Below are 15,868 nucleotides of genomic sequence, written 5' to 3' on the forward strand. Positions count from 1 at the left end.
CACGGTCTGACTGTTGACTGGCGTACTGAAGGCGTCCTTCAGTACGCCGACGACCAGCCACGGTCACACCTTGAAGGGGATGACCTTCTCGGGGATCACCCGCACGATCGAGCGTGGCATGTCGGCGGGCTCGGGCGGCGGCTCCTCACCGGTGTACTTGAGGGACAGGGTGCGGGGCAGTTCCTTGTCCGGGTCGTCGGTCAGTTCGGCGGTGCCGCGGATCTCGACCGTGTGGTACGGGTCCTCGCTGTCGAGGATCGTCAGGCTGATCCGGGGGTCCCTGGCCAGGTTGCGGGTCTTGCGCCGCGAGGTCAGGCTGGAGAACACGACCGTGTCGCCGTCGAGGCCGACCCAGACGACCGAGGTCTGGGGTGAGCCGTCCGGGTTGATGGTCGCGACCACGGCGAAGTTCCTGCCGTCCACCAGCTGCCGTGTGGATTCGCCGAGCACTGTGCGTTCCGTCATGCTCTAAACAAGTTGCGGGGCGTGGTGTGCTGTTCCCGAACGCGAGAAGAAAGGTAGGCGCATGCGCGAGTTCATGATCCACCAGTTGGCCACCGTTGCCCACACAGAGGACATGAACCGCATTGCCCACCCTCAACCTCGGGATTCTCGCGCATGTCGACGCCGGTAAGACCAGCCTGACGGAGCGGCTCCTGCTCGACGCGGGCGTGATCGACGAGTTGGGGAGTGTCGACGCCGGCTCGACGCAGACCGACTCGATGGCGCTCGAACGTCGTCGTGGCATCACGATTCGTTCGGCCGTGGTGTCGTTCCGCGTTGACGATACGACCGTCAACATCATCGACACTCCCGGTCATCCGGACTTCATCGCCGAGGTGGAGCGGGTGCTGAGTGTGCTCGACGGTGCCGTGCTCGTGGTCTCGGCCGTCGAGGGGGTGCAGGCGCAGACGCGTGTGCTCATGCGGACTTTGCGTCGGCTGCGTATCCCTACGCTGGTCTTCGTCAACAAGACCGACCGCCGCGGCGCCGACCCGGACCGCGTCATCGCGGACCTCAACGCCCGGCTCGCCCCGGCCATCGTGCCCGACGACCTCGAACGCCTCGCCGAGCACGACGACGTCGCACTCGCCGCCTACCTGGAGGGCAGGCCGGCGCCGGACCGGCTCGTCGCCAGGACCAGGGACGTCACCGTGCACCCGGTGTTCACGGGCTCGGCCGTCACGGGTGCCGGCATCGCCGAGCTGACCGAGGGGATCGTCGGCCTGCTGCCCGCCGCTGATGGTGACGTGCACGCCCCCACCTCCGGCACGGTCTTCAAGGTCGAGCGTGGCCCGGCAGGGGAGAAGGTCGCCTTCGTGCGGATGTTCGCGGGCACGCTGCGGGTGCGCGACCGCGTGCCGCTCGGCGAGGACCGCTCCGGCAAGGTCACCGCGCTCCGCGCGTGTGCCGACGACGGGGCCGTGGTGGCCGCCGGTGGGATCGCCCGCGTGTGGGGACTCGCCGACGTCCGGGTCGGCGACACGGTCGGCCTGCCGCGCCCGACCCGCGGGCACCACGCCGCGGAGCTACCGTCAGGCGCCTTCCCGCCGCCCACGCTGGAGACCGTCGTCGACGCGCCCGACAGGGCCGCGCTGTACGCCGCGCTCACCCGGCTCGCCGAGCAGGACCCGCTGATCAACCTGCGCCTGCGGGACGAGCTGTCCGTGTCGCTGTACGGCGAGGTGCAGAAGGAGGTCATCGAGGCGACCCTGCGTGAGGACCACGGCGTCGCCGTCACCTTCCGGGAGAGCACGACGATTCACATCGAGCGCCCGACCGGTGTCGGTGCCGCGGTGCGGTGGAAGGAGAAGAACCCGTACGCCGCGACCGTCGGGCTGCGGGTGGAGCCGGGACCGCCTGGCTCCGGCGTCGAGTTCCGGCTGGCCGTCGAGCTGGGATCACTGCCGCTGTCGTTCTTCACCGCCGTGGAGGAGGCGCTGCGTGCCGAGCTGCGGCACGGCAGGCGCTGGGAGGTCACCGACTGCGTGGTCACCATGACCCATTCGGGTTACTTCTCGCCGGTGACCACCGCCGGTCACTTCCGCGAGCTGACCAGGCAGGTGCTCCGCGAGGCACTGGCCGAGGCAGGCACCCGCGCGTACGAGCCGGTGCTGCGGTTCCGCCTCGAGGTCCCGGAAGACGTCGTCGGCACCACGCTGCCCGCGCTGACCCGCCTCGGCGCGGTGCCGCACAGTACGACGCCGGCAGGGGTGTGCCAGGTGATCGAGGGCGAGATCCCGGCCGCCCGCGTCCACGACCTCGAGCGCCGCGTGCCCTCGCTCACCAGGGGAGAGGGCGTGCTGGAGAGCAGCTTCGATCACTACCGACCGGTCTGATCCGATCAATATCGCCACGAGGTGATGTTGGCTCTGGATTCCGCGTTCTGCTTCGGGTATACATCGGATGTCTGTTCGAGGTTGAGGGAGAGGGGCACGCGGCCGATGGCGCGCATCACAGGCATGGATGTGCTCGACATCCGCTTCCCCACCTCGCGTGAGCTGGACGGCTCCGACGCGATGAACCCGGACCCCGACTACTCCGCCGCCTACGTCGTCCTCCGCACCGACGACGGCCCCGACGGCTACGGCCTGGCCTTCACCATCGGCCGGGGCAACGACGTGCAGGCCGCCGCCATCCACGCGCTGCACCACCTGGTCGTCGGCCGCAAGGTGCCCGACACGGCCGGGGAGCTGGCCGCCCTGAACCGGGACCTGGTCGGCGACTCGCAGCTGCGCTGGCTCGGGCCGGAGAAGGGCGTCGTGCACATGGCGATCGGTGCGGTCGTCAACGCCGCGTGGGACCTCGCCGCGCGCCGCGCCGACCGTCCACTGTGGAAGTTCCTGTCCGAGATGACGCCGGAGGAATTGGTCGCGCAGGTCGACTTCCGCTACCTGTCCGACGCGCTCACCGAGCAGGAGGCCCTGGAGATACTGGGCAGACCCGGGCGCGAGGAGCGCATCGCGGACATCGAGGCCACCGGCTACCCCGCCTACAGCACCGGACCCGGCTGGCTCGGCTACACCGACGAGAAGATGGTCCGTCTCGCGAGGCAGGCCGTCGCGGACGGCTTCGGGATGCTCAAGCTCAAGGTCGGCGGCGACCTCGACGACGACATCCGACGCCTGCGCCTGGCCAGGGAGGCGGTCGGCCCCGACGTGCGGATCGCCGTCGACGCCAACCAGCGCTGGGACGTCGAGCCCGCGATTAAGTGGATGAAGGCGCTCGCCCGCTTCGACCCGTACTGGATCGAGGAGCCGACCTCGCCGGACGACGTGCTCGCGCACCGGGCGATCGCCGAGGCCATCGCGCCGATCCGGGTCGCGACCGGCGAGCACGTCCAGAACCGGGTGATGTTCAAGCAGTACCTCCAGGCCGGTGCCCTGTCGGTGCTGCAGATCGACGCGGCGCGGGTCGGCGGGGTCAACGAGAACATCGCGATCCTGCTGCTGGCCGCCAAGTTCGGCGTGCCGGTGTGCCCGCACGCCGGTGGCGTCGGCCTGTGCGAGCTGGTCAGGCACCTGTCGATGTTCGACTACGTGGCGATCACCGGCACCCAGGACGACCGCGCGATCGAGTGGGTGGATCAGCTGCACGAGCACTTCACCGATCCCGCTATCGTGCGCGGCGGACGATACCTCGCGCCGACGGCACCGGGCTTCTCCGCACGAATCCACGACGAGGCACTCGCCCGGTACGTCTTCCCGGACGGTCCGGAGTGGAGGGAGGACTCATGACCGAGTTCACCGGTCTGACCGCGGTGATCACCGGTGGTGGGTCGGGGATCGGTGCCGCCACAGCGGCGATCCTGGCCGACCGTGGCGCCAACGTCGCGGTGCTCGACCTGAACCCGGACGGCGCCAAGTTCGGCTTCCGTTGCGACGTCTCGAACGACGACGAGGTACGTGCCGCCATCGAGGCCGTGGCCACGCAGTTCGGCGGCATCGACGTCCTGGTCAACAACGCGGGCATCGGGGCGGCGGGTGACGTCGCCGCCAACGACGACGCCGAGTGGCACCGCGTACTGGACGTGAATGTCGTCGGCATGGTCCGGGCCACCCGCGCCGCACTGCCCCACCTGCGTCGCTCGGCGCACGCGGCCGTCGTCAACACCTGCTCCATCGCCGCGACCGCCGGTCTGCCCGACCGCGCCCTGTACTCGGCGAGCAAGGGCGCGATCCTCTCGCTCACGCTCGCGATGGCCACCGACCACCTCGGCGACGGCATCAGGGTCAACTGCGTGTGCCCCGGCACCGCGGACACCCCGTGGGTCGGCAGGCTGCTCGACGCCGCGGCCGACCCGGTCGCGGAGCGCGCGGCACTGGAGGCCCGACAGCCCATGGGCCGCCTGGTGACCGCCGACGAGGTAGGCCACGCCATCGCTTACCTCGCAAGCCCTCTTTCCGGATCGACCACCGGGACCGCGCTCGCGGTCGACGGTGGCATGAACGGCCTGCGTCCACGACCGCGGGCCACCAACCAGTGACTTTTTCCGAGCATCAAGGAGGATGCGATGCGCAAGACCATCGGCGTGGTCGCGGCGATGACCGCGTTAGCCCTCGCCGCCGGCGGTTGCGGATCCACGAAGGACGCGGCGGGCGGCGGCGATGACAGCGGAGGTGGGAGCGGCAAGGTGGGCGCGACCGTGCCGCTGTTGACCTCGCCGTTCTGGCAGGCGTACAACAACTACGTGCCGCAGATGGCGAAGGACGCCGGGCTCGACGTCCTGCCGACCGTCAACGCGGACAACAACACCCAGAAGCAGATCACCGACATCAACAACCTGCTCAACCAGGGCGTCAAGGGCCTGGTGGTGACCCCGATCGACTCCGCAGCGATCGTCGCGGGCCTCAAGCAGGCCGACCGCAAGGGTGTGCCGGTCGTGTCGGTGGACGTGCGCCCGGAGTCCGGCAAGGTCGCGATGGTCGTGCGTGCCGACAACAAGGCCTACGGCAGCAAGGCGTGCGAGGTCATCGGCGACAAGGTCAAGCAGGGCAAGGTAATCCAGATCATGGGTGACCTGGCCTCCATCAACGGTCGGGACCGCTCCGAGGCGTTCCGCGACTGCATGAAGTCGAAGTACCCGCAGATCACCGTGCTGGAGATCCCGGCGGAGTGGAAGGCGGAGAAGGCCGCGTCGGGCCTCGAGGGCCTGCTCACCGCGAACCCGGACGTCAAGGGCATCTACATGCAGGCGGGCGGTGTCTACCTCGCGCCGACGCTGCAGGCGTTGGAGCGCAAGAACCTCAAGTTCCCGGTCGGCGACCCGAAGCACATCGTGCTGGTGTCCAACGACGGCATCCCGCAGGAGCTGGAGGCGATCCGCAACGGCGAGCTGGACGCGACCGTCTCGCAGCCCGCCGACGACTACGCCAAGTACGGCATGTACTGGCTGAAGAAGGCCATGGCGGGCGAGAAGTTCAAGGAGGGCCCGACCGACCACGACAGCAACGTCGTCGAGGCCTCGCCGGGCATCCTCGAGGACCAGCTGCCCGCGCCGATCGTCACGAAGGACAACGTCGACGACGACGCACTGTGGGGCAACACGCTGTGAGCGGAGCCTGCGGAGCGAACCATCAGCACTCAGAGCGCCGGCGAGGCCGCGGAGGGCGCCGGTGGAGCGGAGCCTGCGGAGCGTTCTGGCGCCGCGTAGCGGGGGAGGCTGCGCTGTGAGCGGAGCTTGCGGAGCGTACCGGCGTCGCGTAGCGGGCGAGGCTGCGCTGTGAGTGCGATCGTCGAGGCGATCGGGGTCGGCAGGCGTTACGGGCCAACCGTTGCGCTTGCCGACGTCAGCCTCACCGTGGCGGCCGGCGAGTCGCACGCGCTCGTCGGCCGCAACGGGGCGGGCAAGTCGACGCTCGTGTCCATCCTCACCGGACTGTCCAAACCGGACACCGGGTCGGTCCTGTTCGGCGGCGAGCCGGCACCGGCACTCGGTGACCGGGAGGCGTGGCGCACCAGGGTCGCCTGCGTCTACCAGCACTCGACGGTCATCCCGGACCTTACGGTCGCGGAGAACCTGTTCATCAACCGGCAGCCGACGCGGCGCGGGGTGATCTCGTGGCCACGTCTGCGCCGCGAGTCCCGCGAGCTGCTCGACTCGTGGGGGGTCGCGGTCGACGTCGACCTGCCCGCGGGTGAGCTGTCCGTCGAGGACAGACAGCTCGTGGAGATCGCGCGCGCGCTGTCCTACGGCGCCAGGTTCATCGTGCTGGACGAGCCGACCGCACAGCTGGACTCGGACGCGATCGGCAGGCTCTTCTCCCGCATGCGGGAACTGCAGGACGCCGGTGTCACGTTCCTGTTCATCTCCCACCACCTGCAGGAGGTCTACGAGGTCTGCCAGGCCGTGACCGTGCTGCGGGACGCGCGGCACATCCTCACCGGACCCGTCGAGGAGGTCTCGCGCAGCCGGCTGGTCGACGCGATGACCGGCGAGACCGGCGGTCTGACGGTCGTCGACGCGGCGGGCCGGGAACGGATCGGTGCGGACACCGAGGACGTGCTGACGGCGGCGGGCCTGTCCGGCGACGGGTTCACGGACATCTCGTTCGGCCTGCGCCGGGGCGAGGTCGTCGGCATCGCGGGCTCGAACGCGAGCGGCAAGCACCAGGTCGCGGAGACGGTCTACGGCCTGCGTGCACCGACCGCGGGCGCGGTGCTGGTCGGTGGCCGACCGCTGCCACGCGGCGACGTGAAGGCCGCACTGCGGGCCGGGATCGGGTGCGTGCCACGGGATCGGCACCACCAGGGCCTGGTACTGGGCATGTCCATAGCGGACAACACCGCCATGTCCATTCTGGACAGACTGGGTTCGGGAGGACTGGTCGCGCCGCGTGCGCGTGCCGCGGTGGCCACGAAGGCGATCGCCGACCACGGCATCGTCGCGTCCGGCCCGGCGCAGCCCGCCGACGCGCTGTCCGGCGGCAACCAGCAGAAGGTGGTGCTGGCACGGGCCTTGGCGAGCGACCCGTCCGTGCTGGTGCTGATCAACCCGACGGCGGGCGTGGACGTGAAGTCCAAGGAGGCGCTGCTCGGCCAGGTCGAGCGGATACGCGCCGAGGGCAAGGCGGTCCTGATCGTGAGCGACGAGCTCGACGACCTGCGACCGTGCGACCGGGTGCTGGTGCTGCGCGCGGGCACCCTGGTGGCGGAGCACGAGGCCGGCTGGTCGGTAGGCGACCTGGTGGCCGACATCGAAGGAGTCGTAACGGATGACTGACGTCATGGCTGGGGAGCGCACGGGCACGGCACCCGCCGTGTCGAAGGGCCGGTCGTGGGTGCCGAGGCTGCGCGAGCTGGCGCTGGTGCCCGCGATCATCGTGCTCCTGATCATCGGCGCGGTCGTGTCCGACGGCTACCTCGACCCGGACAACCTGATCAGCATCCTCGGCGCGTCAGCGGCGCTCGCGCTTGTCGTGCTCGGCGAGTCACTCGTGCTGATCACCGGCAAGTTCGACCTGTCGCTGGAGTCGACCGTCGGCATCGCCCCCGCGATCGGCGCGCTCCTCGTGCTGCCCAGCGGCTTCGGCACCGAGTGGCCGACGTTCGTCTGCATCCTGGCGATCTTCGTGATCGGCGCGGCGATCGGCGCGTTCAACGGCTTCCTCATCGTGAAGCTGCAGCTGAACGCGTTCATCGTCACCCTGGCGATGCTGATCATCCTGCGGGGCCTGCTGGTCGGTGCCACGGACGGCAAGACGCTGTTCGACATGCCGGACGCGTTCTTCTCGATCGCCAACACCACGTTCATCGGGTTGCCGATCTCGGTGTGGCTCGCGCTGGTCCTGTTCGGGGTCGTCGGGTTCGTGCTGCGCTACCACCGGTTGGGGCGGTCGCTGTACGCGATCGGCGGCAACCGCGAGGCGGCACGGGCGGCGGGCATCAACGTCGACCGGATCTCGTGGCTGGTCTTCGTGGTCGCCGGTGTCCTGGCCGCGACCGGCGGCCTGGCGCTGACGGGGTACGTCGGCGCGATCAACTCGAGCCAGGGCGACGGGATGATCTTCCAGGTGTTCGCCGCGGCGGTCATCGGCGGCATCTCGCTGGACGGCGGCCGTGGCACGATGTTCGGCGCGCTCACCGGTGTGCTGCTGCTGTCCGTGGTCGACAACCTGCTGACCCGCGCACAGGTGCCGTCGTTCTGGACACAGGCCGTCTACGGCGCGATCATTCTTGCCTCGTTGATCCTCGCCCGCTTCGCAGGCGGCAAGCCACAGACCTAGGACGACCCGTCATGCTCCGCCGTGCCGAGCGCGTTGCGCAGCCACTGCTCGACGCCCGCGACGTGCACGGTCGCCCAGGACCGCGCCAGCTCCGGCTCGCGGCTCGCGATCGCGTCGTAGATCGCGCGGTGCTGCTCGCGGGTCCTCTCGACCGCGCCCTCCTGGGTGAGGCCGCGCCAGATCCGCGCGCGGGTCGTCGGCCCGGACAGGCTGTCGATCAGCGAGCACAGCACCGGGTTGCCGGAGCCGAGCGCGATGCGGCGGTGGAACTCCAGGTCGTTGGCGACGAGGTCCTCGACGGTCGGCGACTCCTCGAGCCCTTCGAGGAGCTTCTCCAGCTGCGCGAGGTCCTCCTCGTTCATCCGGCTCGCCGCCATCGCCGTGGCGGCCGGTTCGAGGATCCTGCGGACCGCGAGGAAGTCCAGCACGGTGTCGTCGCGGTGGAAGTCGACCACGAACGTCATGGCGTCGAGCAGCAGCTTCGGCTCGAGACTGGTCACGTACGTGCCGTCGCCCTGACGGACGTCCAGCACCCTGATCAGGCACAATGCCTTGACGGCCTCCCGCAGCGAGCTGCGCGACAGACCGAGGCGCCCGGCGAGGTCGGCTTCCTTGGGGAGCCGGTCGCCAGGCGCGAGCTCACCCGAGATGATCATGCCCTTGATCTTGTCGATCGCTTCGTCGGTGACCGGCATGTGCCCTGAACCCTCTCAGACCTCGGATGTTTGTCTTCCTAGAGTGCCACGAAAGGTGAACACATGCGTGTAGCACTGCACACTCGCCTCAAGCCTGGCCGGGAGGTGGAGTACGAACAGGTGCACGCGGTCATCCCTCGTGACCTGGAAGTCGCGCTGCGCGATGCAGGCGTGTCATCCTGGGCGATCTTCCGTGACGGCCTCGACCTGTTCCACGTGCTGGAGGTCGAGGACTACCAGGCCATGCGGCACGCGCTGCGCGACCACCCGGCGAACGTGCCGTGGCAGGCACGCATGTCGGAGCTGCTCGCCGTCGAGGACGACTACTCGGGCGACGACACGGGCATCAAGCTCGTCTGGGAGCTGTCATGAGCGTGCCTCTGGGCCTCGGCTGCGCGCAGCTCGGCAACCTCTACCGCGCGATGAGCGACGAGAACGCCTACGAGATCGTCGACGAGGCGTGGTCGCAGGGCATCCGGTACTTCGACACGGCGCCGCACTACGGGGTGGGCCTGTCCGAGCGGCGGCTCGGGGTGGCGCTGGCCGGGCGGCCACGCGAGGAGTACGTGCTGTCCACGAAGGTCGGCAGGCTGCTGGAGGAGAACCCCGCGTACGCGGGGGAGCGGGACGACCAGGGCTTCGACGTGCCCGCGACGGTCGTCCGCCGCCTCGACTACTCCCGCGACGGGGTCCTGCGGTCGCTGGAGTCGAGCCTCGACCGGCTGGGGCTGGACCGGATCGACATCGCGTTCGTGCACGACTGCGAGGACCACGTCGAGGAGGCGCTGGCCGGTGCCGTGCCCGCGCTGATCGAGCTGCGTGAGCAGGGCGTGGTGTCCCACGTCGGCCTCGGCATGAACTTCGACACGATCCTGGCGCGGTTCGTCCGCGAGTCCGACGTGGACACGATCATGCTGGCGGGCCGGTACACGCTGCTGGAGCAGCCCGCGCTGGACGAGCTGCTGCCGCTGTGCGTCGAGCGCGGGGTGCGGGTGATGGCCGCGGGCGTGTTCAACAGCGGCATCCTCGCCACGTCGACGCCGGGCACGACGTACAACTACGAGGAGGCACCGCGCGAGCTGGTCACGCGGGCGCAGCGGATCGCGGACGTGTGCGCGCGGTTCGGTGTCGAGCTGCCGGTCGCGGCGATCGCGATGGTCGCCGCGCACCCTGCCGTCGAGTCGGTGGTGCTGGGGGCGAGCTCGGCGGCGCAGGTGCGGTCGAACGTGGCACGGGCGGCGGCCGAGGTGCCCGCGGAGCTGTGGCCCGCGCTGGTGGAGGAGGGGTTGCTGCGTGAGGTTGGTTGACGCGCACCACCACCTGTGGGACCCGAGGCGCCGCACGTACGACTGGCTGGCGGGCCTCGACGCGATCGGGCGCCCGTACACCGAGGCCGACCTGCGGGCGGTGACCCCCGCGGCGGCGACGGTGCTGGTGCAGACGGTGTCTTCGGTCGAGGAGACCGTCGAGTTCCTGGCGGTCGCCGAGTCCTCGTCGCTGGTGGCGGGGGTGGTGGGCTGGGTGGACCTGACGGCCCCGGACGTCGCCGAACGGCTGGCGGAGCTGGGCGACGGCCCGCTGGTCGGCATCAGGCACCAGGCGCAGGACGAGCCGGACCCGGACTGGCTGGTGCGCCCGGAGGTGGTCAGGGGCATCCGGGCGGTGGCGGCGGCGGGGCTGACGTACGACATCCTGGTGAAGCCGGAGCAGCACGAGGCGGCGGTGGAGCTGGCCGACGCCGTGCCGGGGGTCCGGCTGGTGCTTGACCACGCGGGGAAGCCGGCCATAGCGGACGGCGGCTACGAGCCGTGGGCGGCGTTCCTGACGTCGATAGCCGCGCGGCCCAACGTGTTCTGCAAGCTGTCCGGCCTGGTGACCGAGGCCGACTGGACGAGGTGGACGGTGGACGGGCTGCGCCCGTACGCGGCGCACGTGCTGGAGACGTTCGGCCCGGACCGGGTGATGTTCGGCTCCGACTGGCCGGTCTGCGAGCTGGCGGCCACCTACGACCAGGTCTACTCGGCCGCGCGGGACTTCACGGCCGCACTGTCCACTTCGGAACGTGCGGAGGTGTTCGGCGGCACCGCGGCCCGCGCCTACCCGATCCCTACCTGACCGTGACGGAGGTGATCCACATCGTCGGCGCGTGCTCGCGCACCGCCCGCTCGACGGAGTCGAACGGCGCGGCGCCCACGCACCGCCGACGAGGCCGCCACTTCAGGTAGTTCGCCTTCCGCTTCGCGCCATGGCGCCGAAACGCGACGAAGTACACGTCCCCGATCCCGCGCCGGGTGATCAGGGCGACCTCGGCCAGGTCGGCCCAGGCGATCCGGTAGGGCCTTCGGCCACCGAGGTAGACACCCTCTTCGTCGACCAGCAGCGAGACCCGTTCCCGGTCCGCGTGCGGGTGCGGGAACGTGAAGACGGTCACGAAAGCCAACGGCGCGACCATCATCACCAACGCGAAGACCAGTGCCCCCGGCCATCGGTGCACGAGGGCCTCGGTCACCCCGTGGATGAGGCAGATGAGGACCATCGCGCCTGCCGCCGGTAGGACCATGATGAACGAGACCCAGCGGAAGGCCAGCAGGCGCTCCCTGCCGGCCAGGGGCTCGATCCGCTCGACGTGCGTGCCCATCCCGTCAGTATCGGCGCGGGCACGGGGGACGGGTAGAGGAACATTGACAAGGGCCGCGCGAGAACAGCGGCACGGTCCGGGCCGCGGGCCGCTTGGTGTCCGCAGGTCGTCGTCGATCACCTGGAGGAGGCATTCCCCGGCTCGGCGGCCGTTCGAGCTGGACCTCCCGGAGGTGATCACGTTCAGCGACACCCTGCTGACGCCACGGGTGACCGGCTGCCCAAGGGCTTCGACCGCGAGGCGGCCGACTCGACGGTGATGTGCACCGCCCCGCTGAGTGCCGGTCTAGGAGCTGTACCGCCAGAACTCCCGCGCCGGCACGCCCTGCCGCAGAGGCCGCTCCGCGTCAGCCCACGGTGATCAGGTCGACTCCCAGGAGGCTTGCCACCGCTCGGATCTCCGCCAGCCGGTGCCCGGTGCCCAGTGCCCAGTGGTGGCCGACGCCGCTCGCGGACCACTCGTCGGTCCACTCGCCCGGGTCTCGGCCGAAGTCGACGCGGCTGGTCGTGTTGCCGATCTTCAGGTGTGGGCCGTCCGCTACCACGCCCTCGGCGGCCACCAGGGTGTAGCGGCCGTCGCGGGTCTGGCCCACGCCCAGCAGGGTCACCGGGCCCGTTGCCACGTCGAACTCCACCGACACGCCCCAGCCCCGCTTGCCGTGGAACACACCCAGGCCGCGCAGCAACGGCTTCTTCGCCGAGATGCCCAGGTGCGCCGGCCCGTCGTGGCCCATCTCCACGTGCCCACGCGTGAAGTCGAGTGCCTGGAACTCCGTGAACGACCCACCGGCACCCAGCACGTCCATGATCAGCATGGCCAGGCTCGTCCGCAGCTCGTACTCGCCCGCCGCCGGGATGCCCCGGGCGGTCAGCAGGCTCGCGCCCAGGATCATGCCCGCGCCAAGCCGTTCGTGCTGCTCGCCGTTCAGGCCCCTGTGGTAGTACGCGAGGCTGTCCAGGTCGAAGTCCGCCACCAGCCGGTCCAGTCCGACGGAAACCTGTGCGCCCCAGGCGAAGTCCTCGTCGTTCACCGAGTCGGTCAGCTCGAAGACCTCGGCCGCCTCCGCGATCCGTGCGTCCACCTCGGACTTCGTCACGTCCTCAACGCGTACTCGCAGGTCGTCGAACTCCAGTACCTCCACGTGGCCGCCGAACTGCGCGTTGACCATCGACAGATCCGTTGCCACGTCGTACATCCCGGGGTACAGGTGCCCCATCAGGCCGTGCCTGCCGTTCCTCAGCGCCTTGCGCACGCCTGAGGCCCTGATCCACGCGCCGATCTTCGCCCACGCGCGCTCGTCACGCAGGTAGCCCGACACACTGCGGAAGTCGATGCCCGCCCGGGTGAACGCGTTCGCCATCTCCGGCAGCGGGCACGCACCGCAGTACGCCAGCCACTGGCCGGTGTCGAACGTCGCGTGGTCCATGGACTCCGTCGGCTGCAGGTTGATCAGCAGCACGGGCGCGCCACTTCGCTGCGCCACGGGCATCAGCATCGTCGCGGTCAGGTACGTCGTGAGGAACCCGACGATCAGGTCGCAGCCCGCCGCGCGCAGCTTCTCCGCCGCGACGGCGCCCTCCTGCGCGTCGGAGATGAACCCGACGTCGACGATCTCCGCGTCGTAGCCCGCGATCCGCTCGCTCACGTACCGCGACGACTCCCGCAGCGTCGGCAGCAGGTCGGGGAACTGCGGCCAGTACGCCCCCAGCCCGCCCGCGATCAGACCGATCCTCGGTCGCCTCTTGTCGCTCATCGAAAACCTCCTAGCCGATCCGGAAGTCGGCGACCCGGATCGGCGACGGCGTCGTGCCGGTCGATCGTTGCTGGTACAGCACGGAAAGGACGCCGTTCGTCAGATCGACGTTCACCTCTCCGAACACGTTCATGCTCGGTCGGTCGAACAGCGTTGTCCAGTCGGACCATCCGCTTGCCTTGGTCGCCCCCACGATCCTGCCGAACGGCATGATCAGGTAGGCGTTGTCGGCGCCGTCGAAGACGATGCGTGTGCGGCCCGTCGCGTTCGGCGGGATCGGCACCTCGGTCTTCGACCACGTGCCGTCCGCCTTGCGCATCACGTGGAACGTGCGGCCCCACCGCGTGCGGTCCGCCGCGTAGCTCGTGACGCACTGCGTGAACCGGCCCGGCACGTAGCTGATGATCACGTGCGGGGCGCCCGACGAGTCGATGGCCTGGCTCTCCTGGTTCATCAGGCCGTGGTTCGGGTCGAGCGGGTCGACCACCAGCGACTGGTTCACCGCGATCGGCGTGGCCACGGACGCGCCGCCACTGGACCGCCATGTGCGGCCCATGTCGTCGCTGTACACGTAACCCGTGTCGTGGTTGGTGAGCCCACCCTGGTTGCACAGCACGCCCGCGTTGCCCTCGCGCCACGTGAACGACGCGTGCAGCCTGCCCCGCGAGTCGTACGTCAGGCCGTGCAGGTACATGTTGCGAGTCGTGCTCACCACGCCGTTCGGGCCGGTGTAGTTGCCGGTCGCCGACGTCCACTTGCCGAGTTTCCGCCACGAGCCGTCGTACTCGGCCAGCTCGTTGGTGCCGTTGCCCGAGCCGCCGGTGCGGAAGCTGAACTGCAGCCGCCTGTCCGGTGTCACCACGAACTGCGGGTAGCTGATGCCGCCGAGGTCGATGCCGTCCAGGGTCCGTTGCACCGCGCCGAAGTCGGCCAACGACCAGCTCGTGGGTGGCGCGGACGCCAGGCCTGCCCTGGACTTCACGTAGAACACCTGCGTGTTGTGGGTGTCCATCGCGACGTGCAGCCTGCCGTCCTTCGGTGAGACACCCAGCGAGATCACGTTGTGGGAGTCGTCAGTGGACAGTTGGTGGGGGAGAACCACCTTCTGCCAGGCACCGGCCGGGAGGGTGCGCCTGGCCACGACCGCGCTCCGGTCGGCCGTGTACCACGTCGCGTACTGGTAGCCGTTGTAGGTGAGGATCGCGTCCTGCTGGAACGACTCGTTGTTCACCAGGCCGTCGTAGGACACGAAGTACAGTGCGGTCGGGTCGAGCTGCGTGTCCCGCAGGAGCGTGACGGCCGCGCGTGGCGATGGTTCCGCCGCGGTGGCGTGTAACGTCGAGCCGGACAGCAGGACGCACGCCAGTAGAACCCCCAGTCGTCTCATTACGCCCCCCAACCAGCGGCCGCGCCGCCGGCCCGTTCGACGCGGATCTTGTCGAAGTGGCCGGAGCGGCGGTAGGCGCCCATCGGGTCGGGGTCGATGCCCAGGTCCTCGCGCACCTCGGCCAGCAGCGGGCGCACGTCGGTGGCGAAGGCGTCGGTCAGCGCCGCGTTCGCCTCCAGCACGTCACCGTTCTGTTGCGCCGTGCGGAGTGCGTCCTGGTCGACGAGCAGCGCCTTGGCCGTCGCCTCCTGGACGTTCAGCACCGACCGGATCAGTGCCGGGATCTTCGGCTCGATGTTGTGGCACTGGTCGAGCATGAACGCCACACCGGCTGACGCGTCGAGGCCCCCGCCCAGCACGATCTCCACCATGATCCGGAACAGCTGGTACGGGTCCGCCGCGCCGACCATCAGGTCGTCGTCGGCGTAGAAGCGCGAGTTGAAGTGGAAGCCGCCCAGCCGGTCGCGGTGCAGCAGGAACGCCACGATGAACTCGATGTTGGTGCCCGGCGCGTGGTGCCCGGTGTCCACCAGCACCTTCGCCTTCGGGCCGAGGTCGACGCAGTGCGCGTAGCTCGTGCCCCAGTCCGGCACGTCCATCGTGTAGAACGCGGGCTCGAAGAGCTTGTACTCCACCAGCATCCGCTGGTTGTCGCCCAGTCGCTCGTAGACCCGGTGCAGCGCCTCGGAAAGCCGTTCCTGACGGCCGCGGATCGAGTCCTGGCCGGGATAGTTGGTGCCGTCCGCGAACCACAGCGACAGGTCCTTCGACCCGGTGACGTCCATGATGTCGACGCACTCGAGGAGGTGGTCGAGAGCCTTGCGGCGGATGGCCTCGTCCGGGTTGCAGACGCTGCCGAGCCGGTAGTCGTCCTCCTGGAAGACGTTGGGGTTGATCGCGCCGAGCGCGATGCCGACCTCGTCGGCGTGCTTGGCCAGTGCGCCGTAGTCGTCGACGCGGTCCCACGGGATGTGCAGCGCGACCGACGGCGCCACCCCGGTGAACCGGTGGACCGTCGCCGCGTCGTCGACCTTCTCGAACGCGTCGCGTGGCACGCCCTCCTGGGCGAACACCTTGAAACGGGTGCCGGAGTTGCCGTACGCCCACGACGGCGTCTCGATGTGCTGGGTGCGCAGCGCCGCCTTGACTGCTGCTGTGTCGGCCATTTCG

Annotated in this window: 15 protein-coding genes; 9 read left to right on the top strand and 6 right to left on the bottom strand. The window is 69.7% G+C overall.

Translation table 11 applies throughout. The features are described from left to right. Positions 1–63 precede the first annotated feature (63 nt). Positions 64–465 (bottom strand): PPOX class F420-dependent oxidoreductase, encoded by a 402-nt coding sequence (locus CLV71_RS12060; RefSeq protein ID WP_133902790.1) that lies wholly within the window; start codon positions 463–465, stop codon positions 64–66. Positions 466–587: 122 nt separating this feature from the next. On the opposite strand from CLV71_RS12060, the gene CLV71_RS12065 reads away from it, so the two are divergent. From CLV71_RS12065 to CLV71_RS12090, 6 genes are all read left to right on the top strand, one after another. After that, positions 588–2,339 (top strand): elongation factor G, encoded by a 1,752-nt coding sequence (locus tag CLV71_RS12065; protein ID WP_133902791.1) that lies wholly within the window; start codon positions 588–590, stop codon positions 2,337–2,339. A gap of 105 nt (positions 2,340–2,444) precedes the next feature. Then, complete coding sequence (locus CLV71_RS12070) at positions 2,445–3,737, top strand: enolase C-terminal domain-like protein (RefSeq protein ID WP_133902792.1); 1,293 nt, start codon at positions 2,445–2,447, stop codon at positions 3,735–3,737. Beyond that, positions 3,734–4,486 carry an SDR family NAD(P)-dependent oxidoreductase gene (locus CLV71_RS12075; protein ID WP_133902793.1) on the top strand — a complete coding sequence of 251 codons (753 nt, stop codon included), beginning with the start codon at positions 3,734–3,736 and terminating at the stop codon, positions 4,484–4,486. Before CLV71_RS12070 ends, CLV71_RS12075 begins: the two co-directional genes overlap by 4 nt. Before the next feature lie 27 nt (positions 4,487–4,513). Next, on the top strand, positions 4,514–5,554 hold the full coding sequence (locus tag CLV71_RS12080; RefSeq protein WP_133902794.1) for a sugar ABC transporter substrate-binding protein: 1,041 nt from the start codon (positions 4,514–4,516) through the stop codon (positions 5,552–5,554). Between the two features lie 168 nt (positions 5,555–5,722). Next, positions 5,723–7,222, top strand: coding sequence for a sugar ABC transporter ATP-binding protein (locus tag CLV71_RS12085; RefSeq protein WP_133902795.1), 1,500 nt, complete (start codon positions 5,723–5,725; stop codon positions 7,220–7,222). Next, positions 7,215–8,225 (top strand): ABC transporter permease, encoded by a 1,011-nt coding sequence (locus CLV71_RS12090; protein WP_133902796.1) that lies wholly within the window; start codon positions 7,215–7,217, stop codon positions 8,223–8,225. The genes CLV71_RS12085 and CLV71_RS12090 overlap by 8 nt, the downstream gene beginning before the upstream one ends. Here the strand turns inward: CLV71_RS12090 and CLV71_RS12095 are convergent. Beyond that, positions 8,222–8,920, bottom strand: coding sequence for a FadR/GntR family transcriptional regulator (locus CLV71_RS12095; RefSeq protein WP_133902797.1), 699 nt, complete (start codon positions 8,918–8,920; stop codon positions 8,222–8,224). The two genes, CLV71_RS12090 and CLV71_RS12095, sit on opposite strands and share 4 nt — an antisense overlap. Before the next feature lie 63 nt (positions 8,921–8,983). Here CLV71_RS12095 and CLV71_RS12100 point away from each other — a divergent pair, with 63 nt between their 5' ends. From CLV71_RS12100 to CLV71_RS12110, 3 genes are read left to right on the top strand one after another with little or no spacing between them, the layout of a single operon-like run. Continuing rightward, positions 8,984–9,292, top strand: a complete 309-nt coding sequence (locus tag CLV71_RS12100) for an L-rhamnose mutarotase (RefSeq protein ID WP_133902798.1) — start codon at positions 8,984–8,986, stop codon at positions 9,290–9,292. After that, positions 9,289–10,227, top strand: coding sequence for an aldo/keto reductase (locus tag CLV71_RS12105; RefSeq protein ID WP_133902799.1), 939 nt, complete (start codon positions 9,289–9,291; stop codon positions 10,225–10,227). Before CLV71_RS12100 ends, CLV71_RS12105 begins: the two co-directional genes overlap by 4 nt. Further along, positions 10,220–11,035, top strand: coding sequence for an amidohydrolase family protein (locus tag CLV71_RS12110; RefSeq protein WP_133903245.1), 816 nt, complete (start codon positions 10,220–10,222; stop codon positions 11,033–11,035). The genes CLV71_RS12105 and CLV71_RS12110 overlap by 8 nt, the downstream gene beginning before the upstream one ends. Here CLV71_RS12110 and CLV71_RS12115 read toward each other — a convergent pair. The 4 genes from CLV71_RS12115 to rhaI form a co-directional block, all read right to left on the bottom strand. Then, the gene (locus tag CLV71_RS12115; RefSeq protein ID WP_133902800.1) at positions 11,028–11,558 is read right to left on the bottom strand and encodes a hypothetical protein; all 531 of its coding nucleotides are present in this window, start codon (positions 11,556–11,558) and stop codon (positions 11,028–11,030) included. The genes CLV71_RS12110 and CLV71_RS12115 overlap by 8 nt on opposite strands. Before the next feature lie 346 nt (positions 11,559–11,904). Continuing rightward, positions 11,905–13,311: an L-fucose/L-arabinose isomerase family protein gene (locus CLV71_RS12120; RefSeq protein WP_133902801.1), complete on the bottom strand. Its 1,407-nt coding sequence runs from the start codon at positions 13,309–13,311 to the stop codon at positions 11,905–11,907. A 10-nt stretch (positions 13,312–13,321) separates the two neighbouring features. Beyond that, a complete protein-coding gene (locus CLV71_RS12125; protein WP_133902802.1) occupies positions 13,322–14,698 on the bottom strand; it encodes a BNR repeat-containing protein in 1,377 nt (458 codons plus the stop codon). Continuing rightward, positions 14,698–15,864 (bottom strand): L-rhamnose isomerase, encoded by a 1,167-nt coding sequence (rhaI, locus tag CLV71_RS12130; RefSeq protein ID WP_133902803.1) that lies wholly within the window; start codon positions 15,862–15,864, stop codon positions 14,698–14,700. The genes CLV71_RS12125 and rhaI overlap by 1 nt, the downstream gene beginning before the upstream one ends. Between the last annotated feature and the right edge of the window lie 4 nt (positions 15,865–15,868).

It is taken from the genome of Actinophytocola oryzae (assembly GCF_004364325.1).
Lineage (GTDB): Bacteria > Actinomycetota > Actinomycetes > Mycobacteriales > Pseudonocardiaceae > Actinophytocola > Actinophytocola oryzae.

Bases quoted from the DNA above. Each gene is read 5' to 3' on its own strand.
- CLV71_RS12115 (WP_133902800.1), bottom strand. From the start codon at position 11,558: ATGGGCACGCACGTCGAGCGGATCGAGCCCCTGGCCGGCAGGGAGCGC.
- CLV71_RS12125 (WP_133902802.1), bottom strand. From the start codon at position 14,698: ATGAGACGACTGGGGGTTCTACTGGCGTGCGTCCTGCTGTCCGGCTCG.
- CLV71_RS12095 (WP_133902797.1), bottom strand. From the start codon at position 8,920: ATGCCGGTCACCGACGAAGCGATCGACAAGATCAAGGGCATGATCATC.
- CLV71_RS12100 (WP_133902798.1), top strand. From the start codon at position 8,984: ATGCGTGTAGCACTGCACACTCGCCTCAAGCCTGGCCGGGAGGTGGAG.
- CLV71_RS12060 (WP_133902790.1), bottom strand. From the start codon at position 465: ATGACGGAACGCACAGTGCTCGGCGAATCCACACGGCAGCTGGTGGAC.
- CLV71_RS12120 (WP_133902801.1), bottom strand. From the start codon at position 13,311: ATGAGCGACAAGAGGCGACCGAGGATCGGTCTGATCGCGGGCGGGCTG.
- CLV71_RS12080 (WP_133902794.1), top strand. From the start codon at position 4,514: ATGCGCAAGACCATCGGCGTGGTCGCGGCGATGACCGCGTTAGCCCTC.
- CLV71_RS12090 (WP_133902796.1), top strand. From the start codon at position 7,215: ATGACTGACGTCATGGCTGGGGAGCGCACGGGCACGGCACCCGCCGTG.
- rhaI (WP_133902803.1), bottom strand. From the start codon at position 15,864: ATGGCCGACACAGCAGCAGTCAAGGCGGCGCTGCGCACCCAGCACATC.
- CLV71_RS12075 (WP_133902793.1), top strand. From the start codon at position 3,734: ATGACCGAGTTCACCGGTCTGACCGCGGTGATCACCGGTGGTGGGTCG.
- CLV71_RS12105 (WP_133902799.1), top strand. From the start codon at position 9,289: ATGAGCGTGCCTCTGGGCCTCGGCTGCGCGCAGCTCGGCAACCTCTAC.
- CLV71_RS12070 (WP_133902792.1), top strand. From the start codon at position 2,445: ATGGCGCGCATCACAGGCATGGATGTGCTCGACATCCGCTTCCCCACC.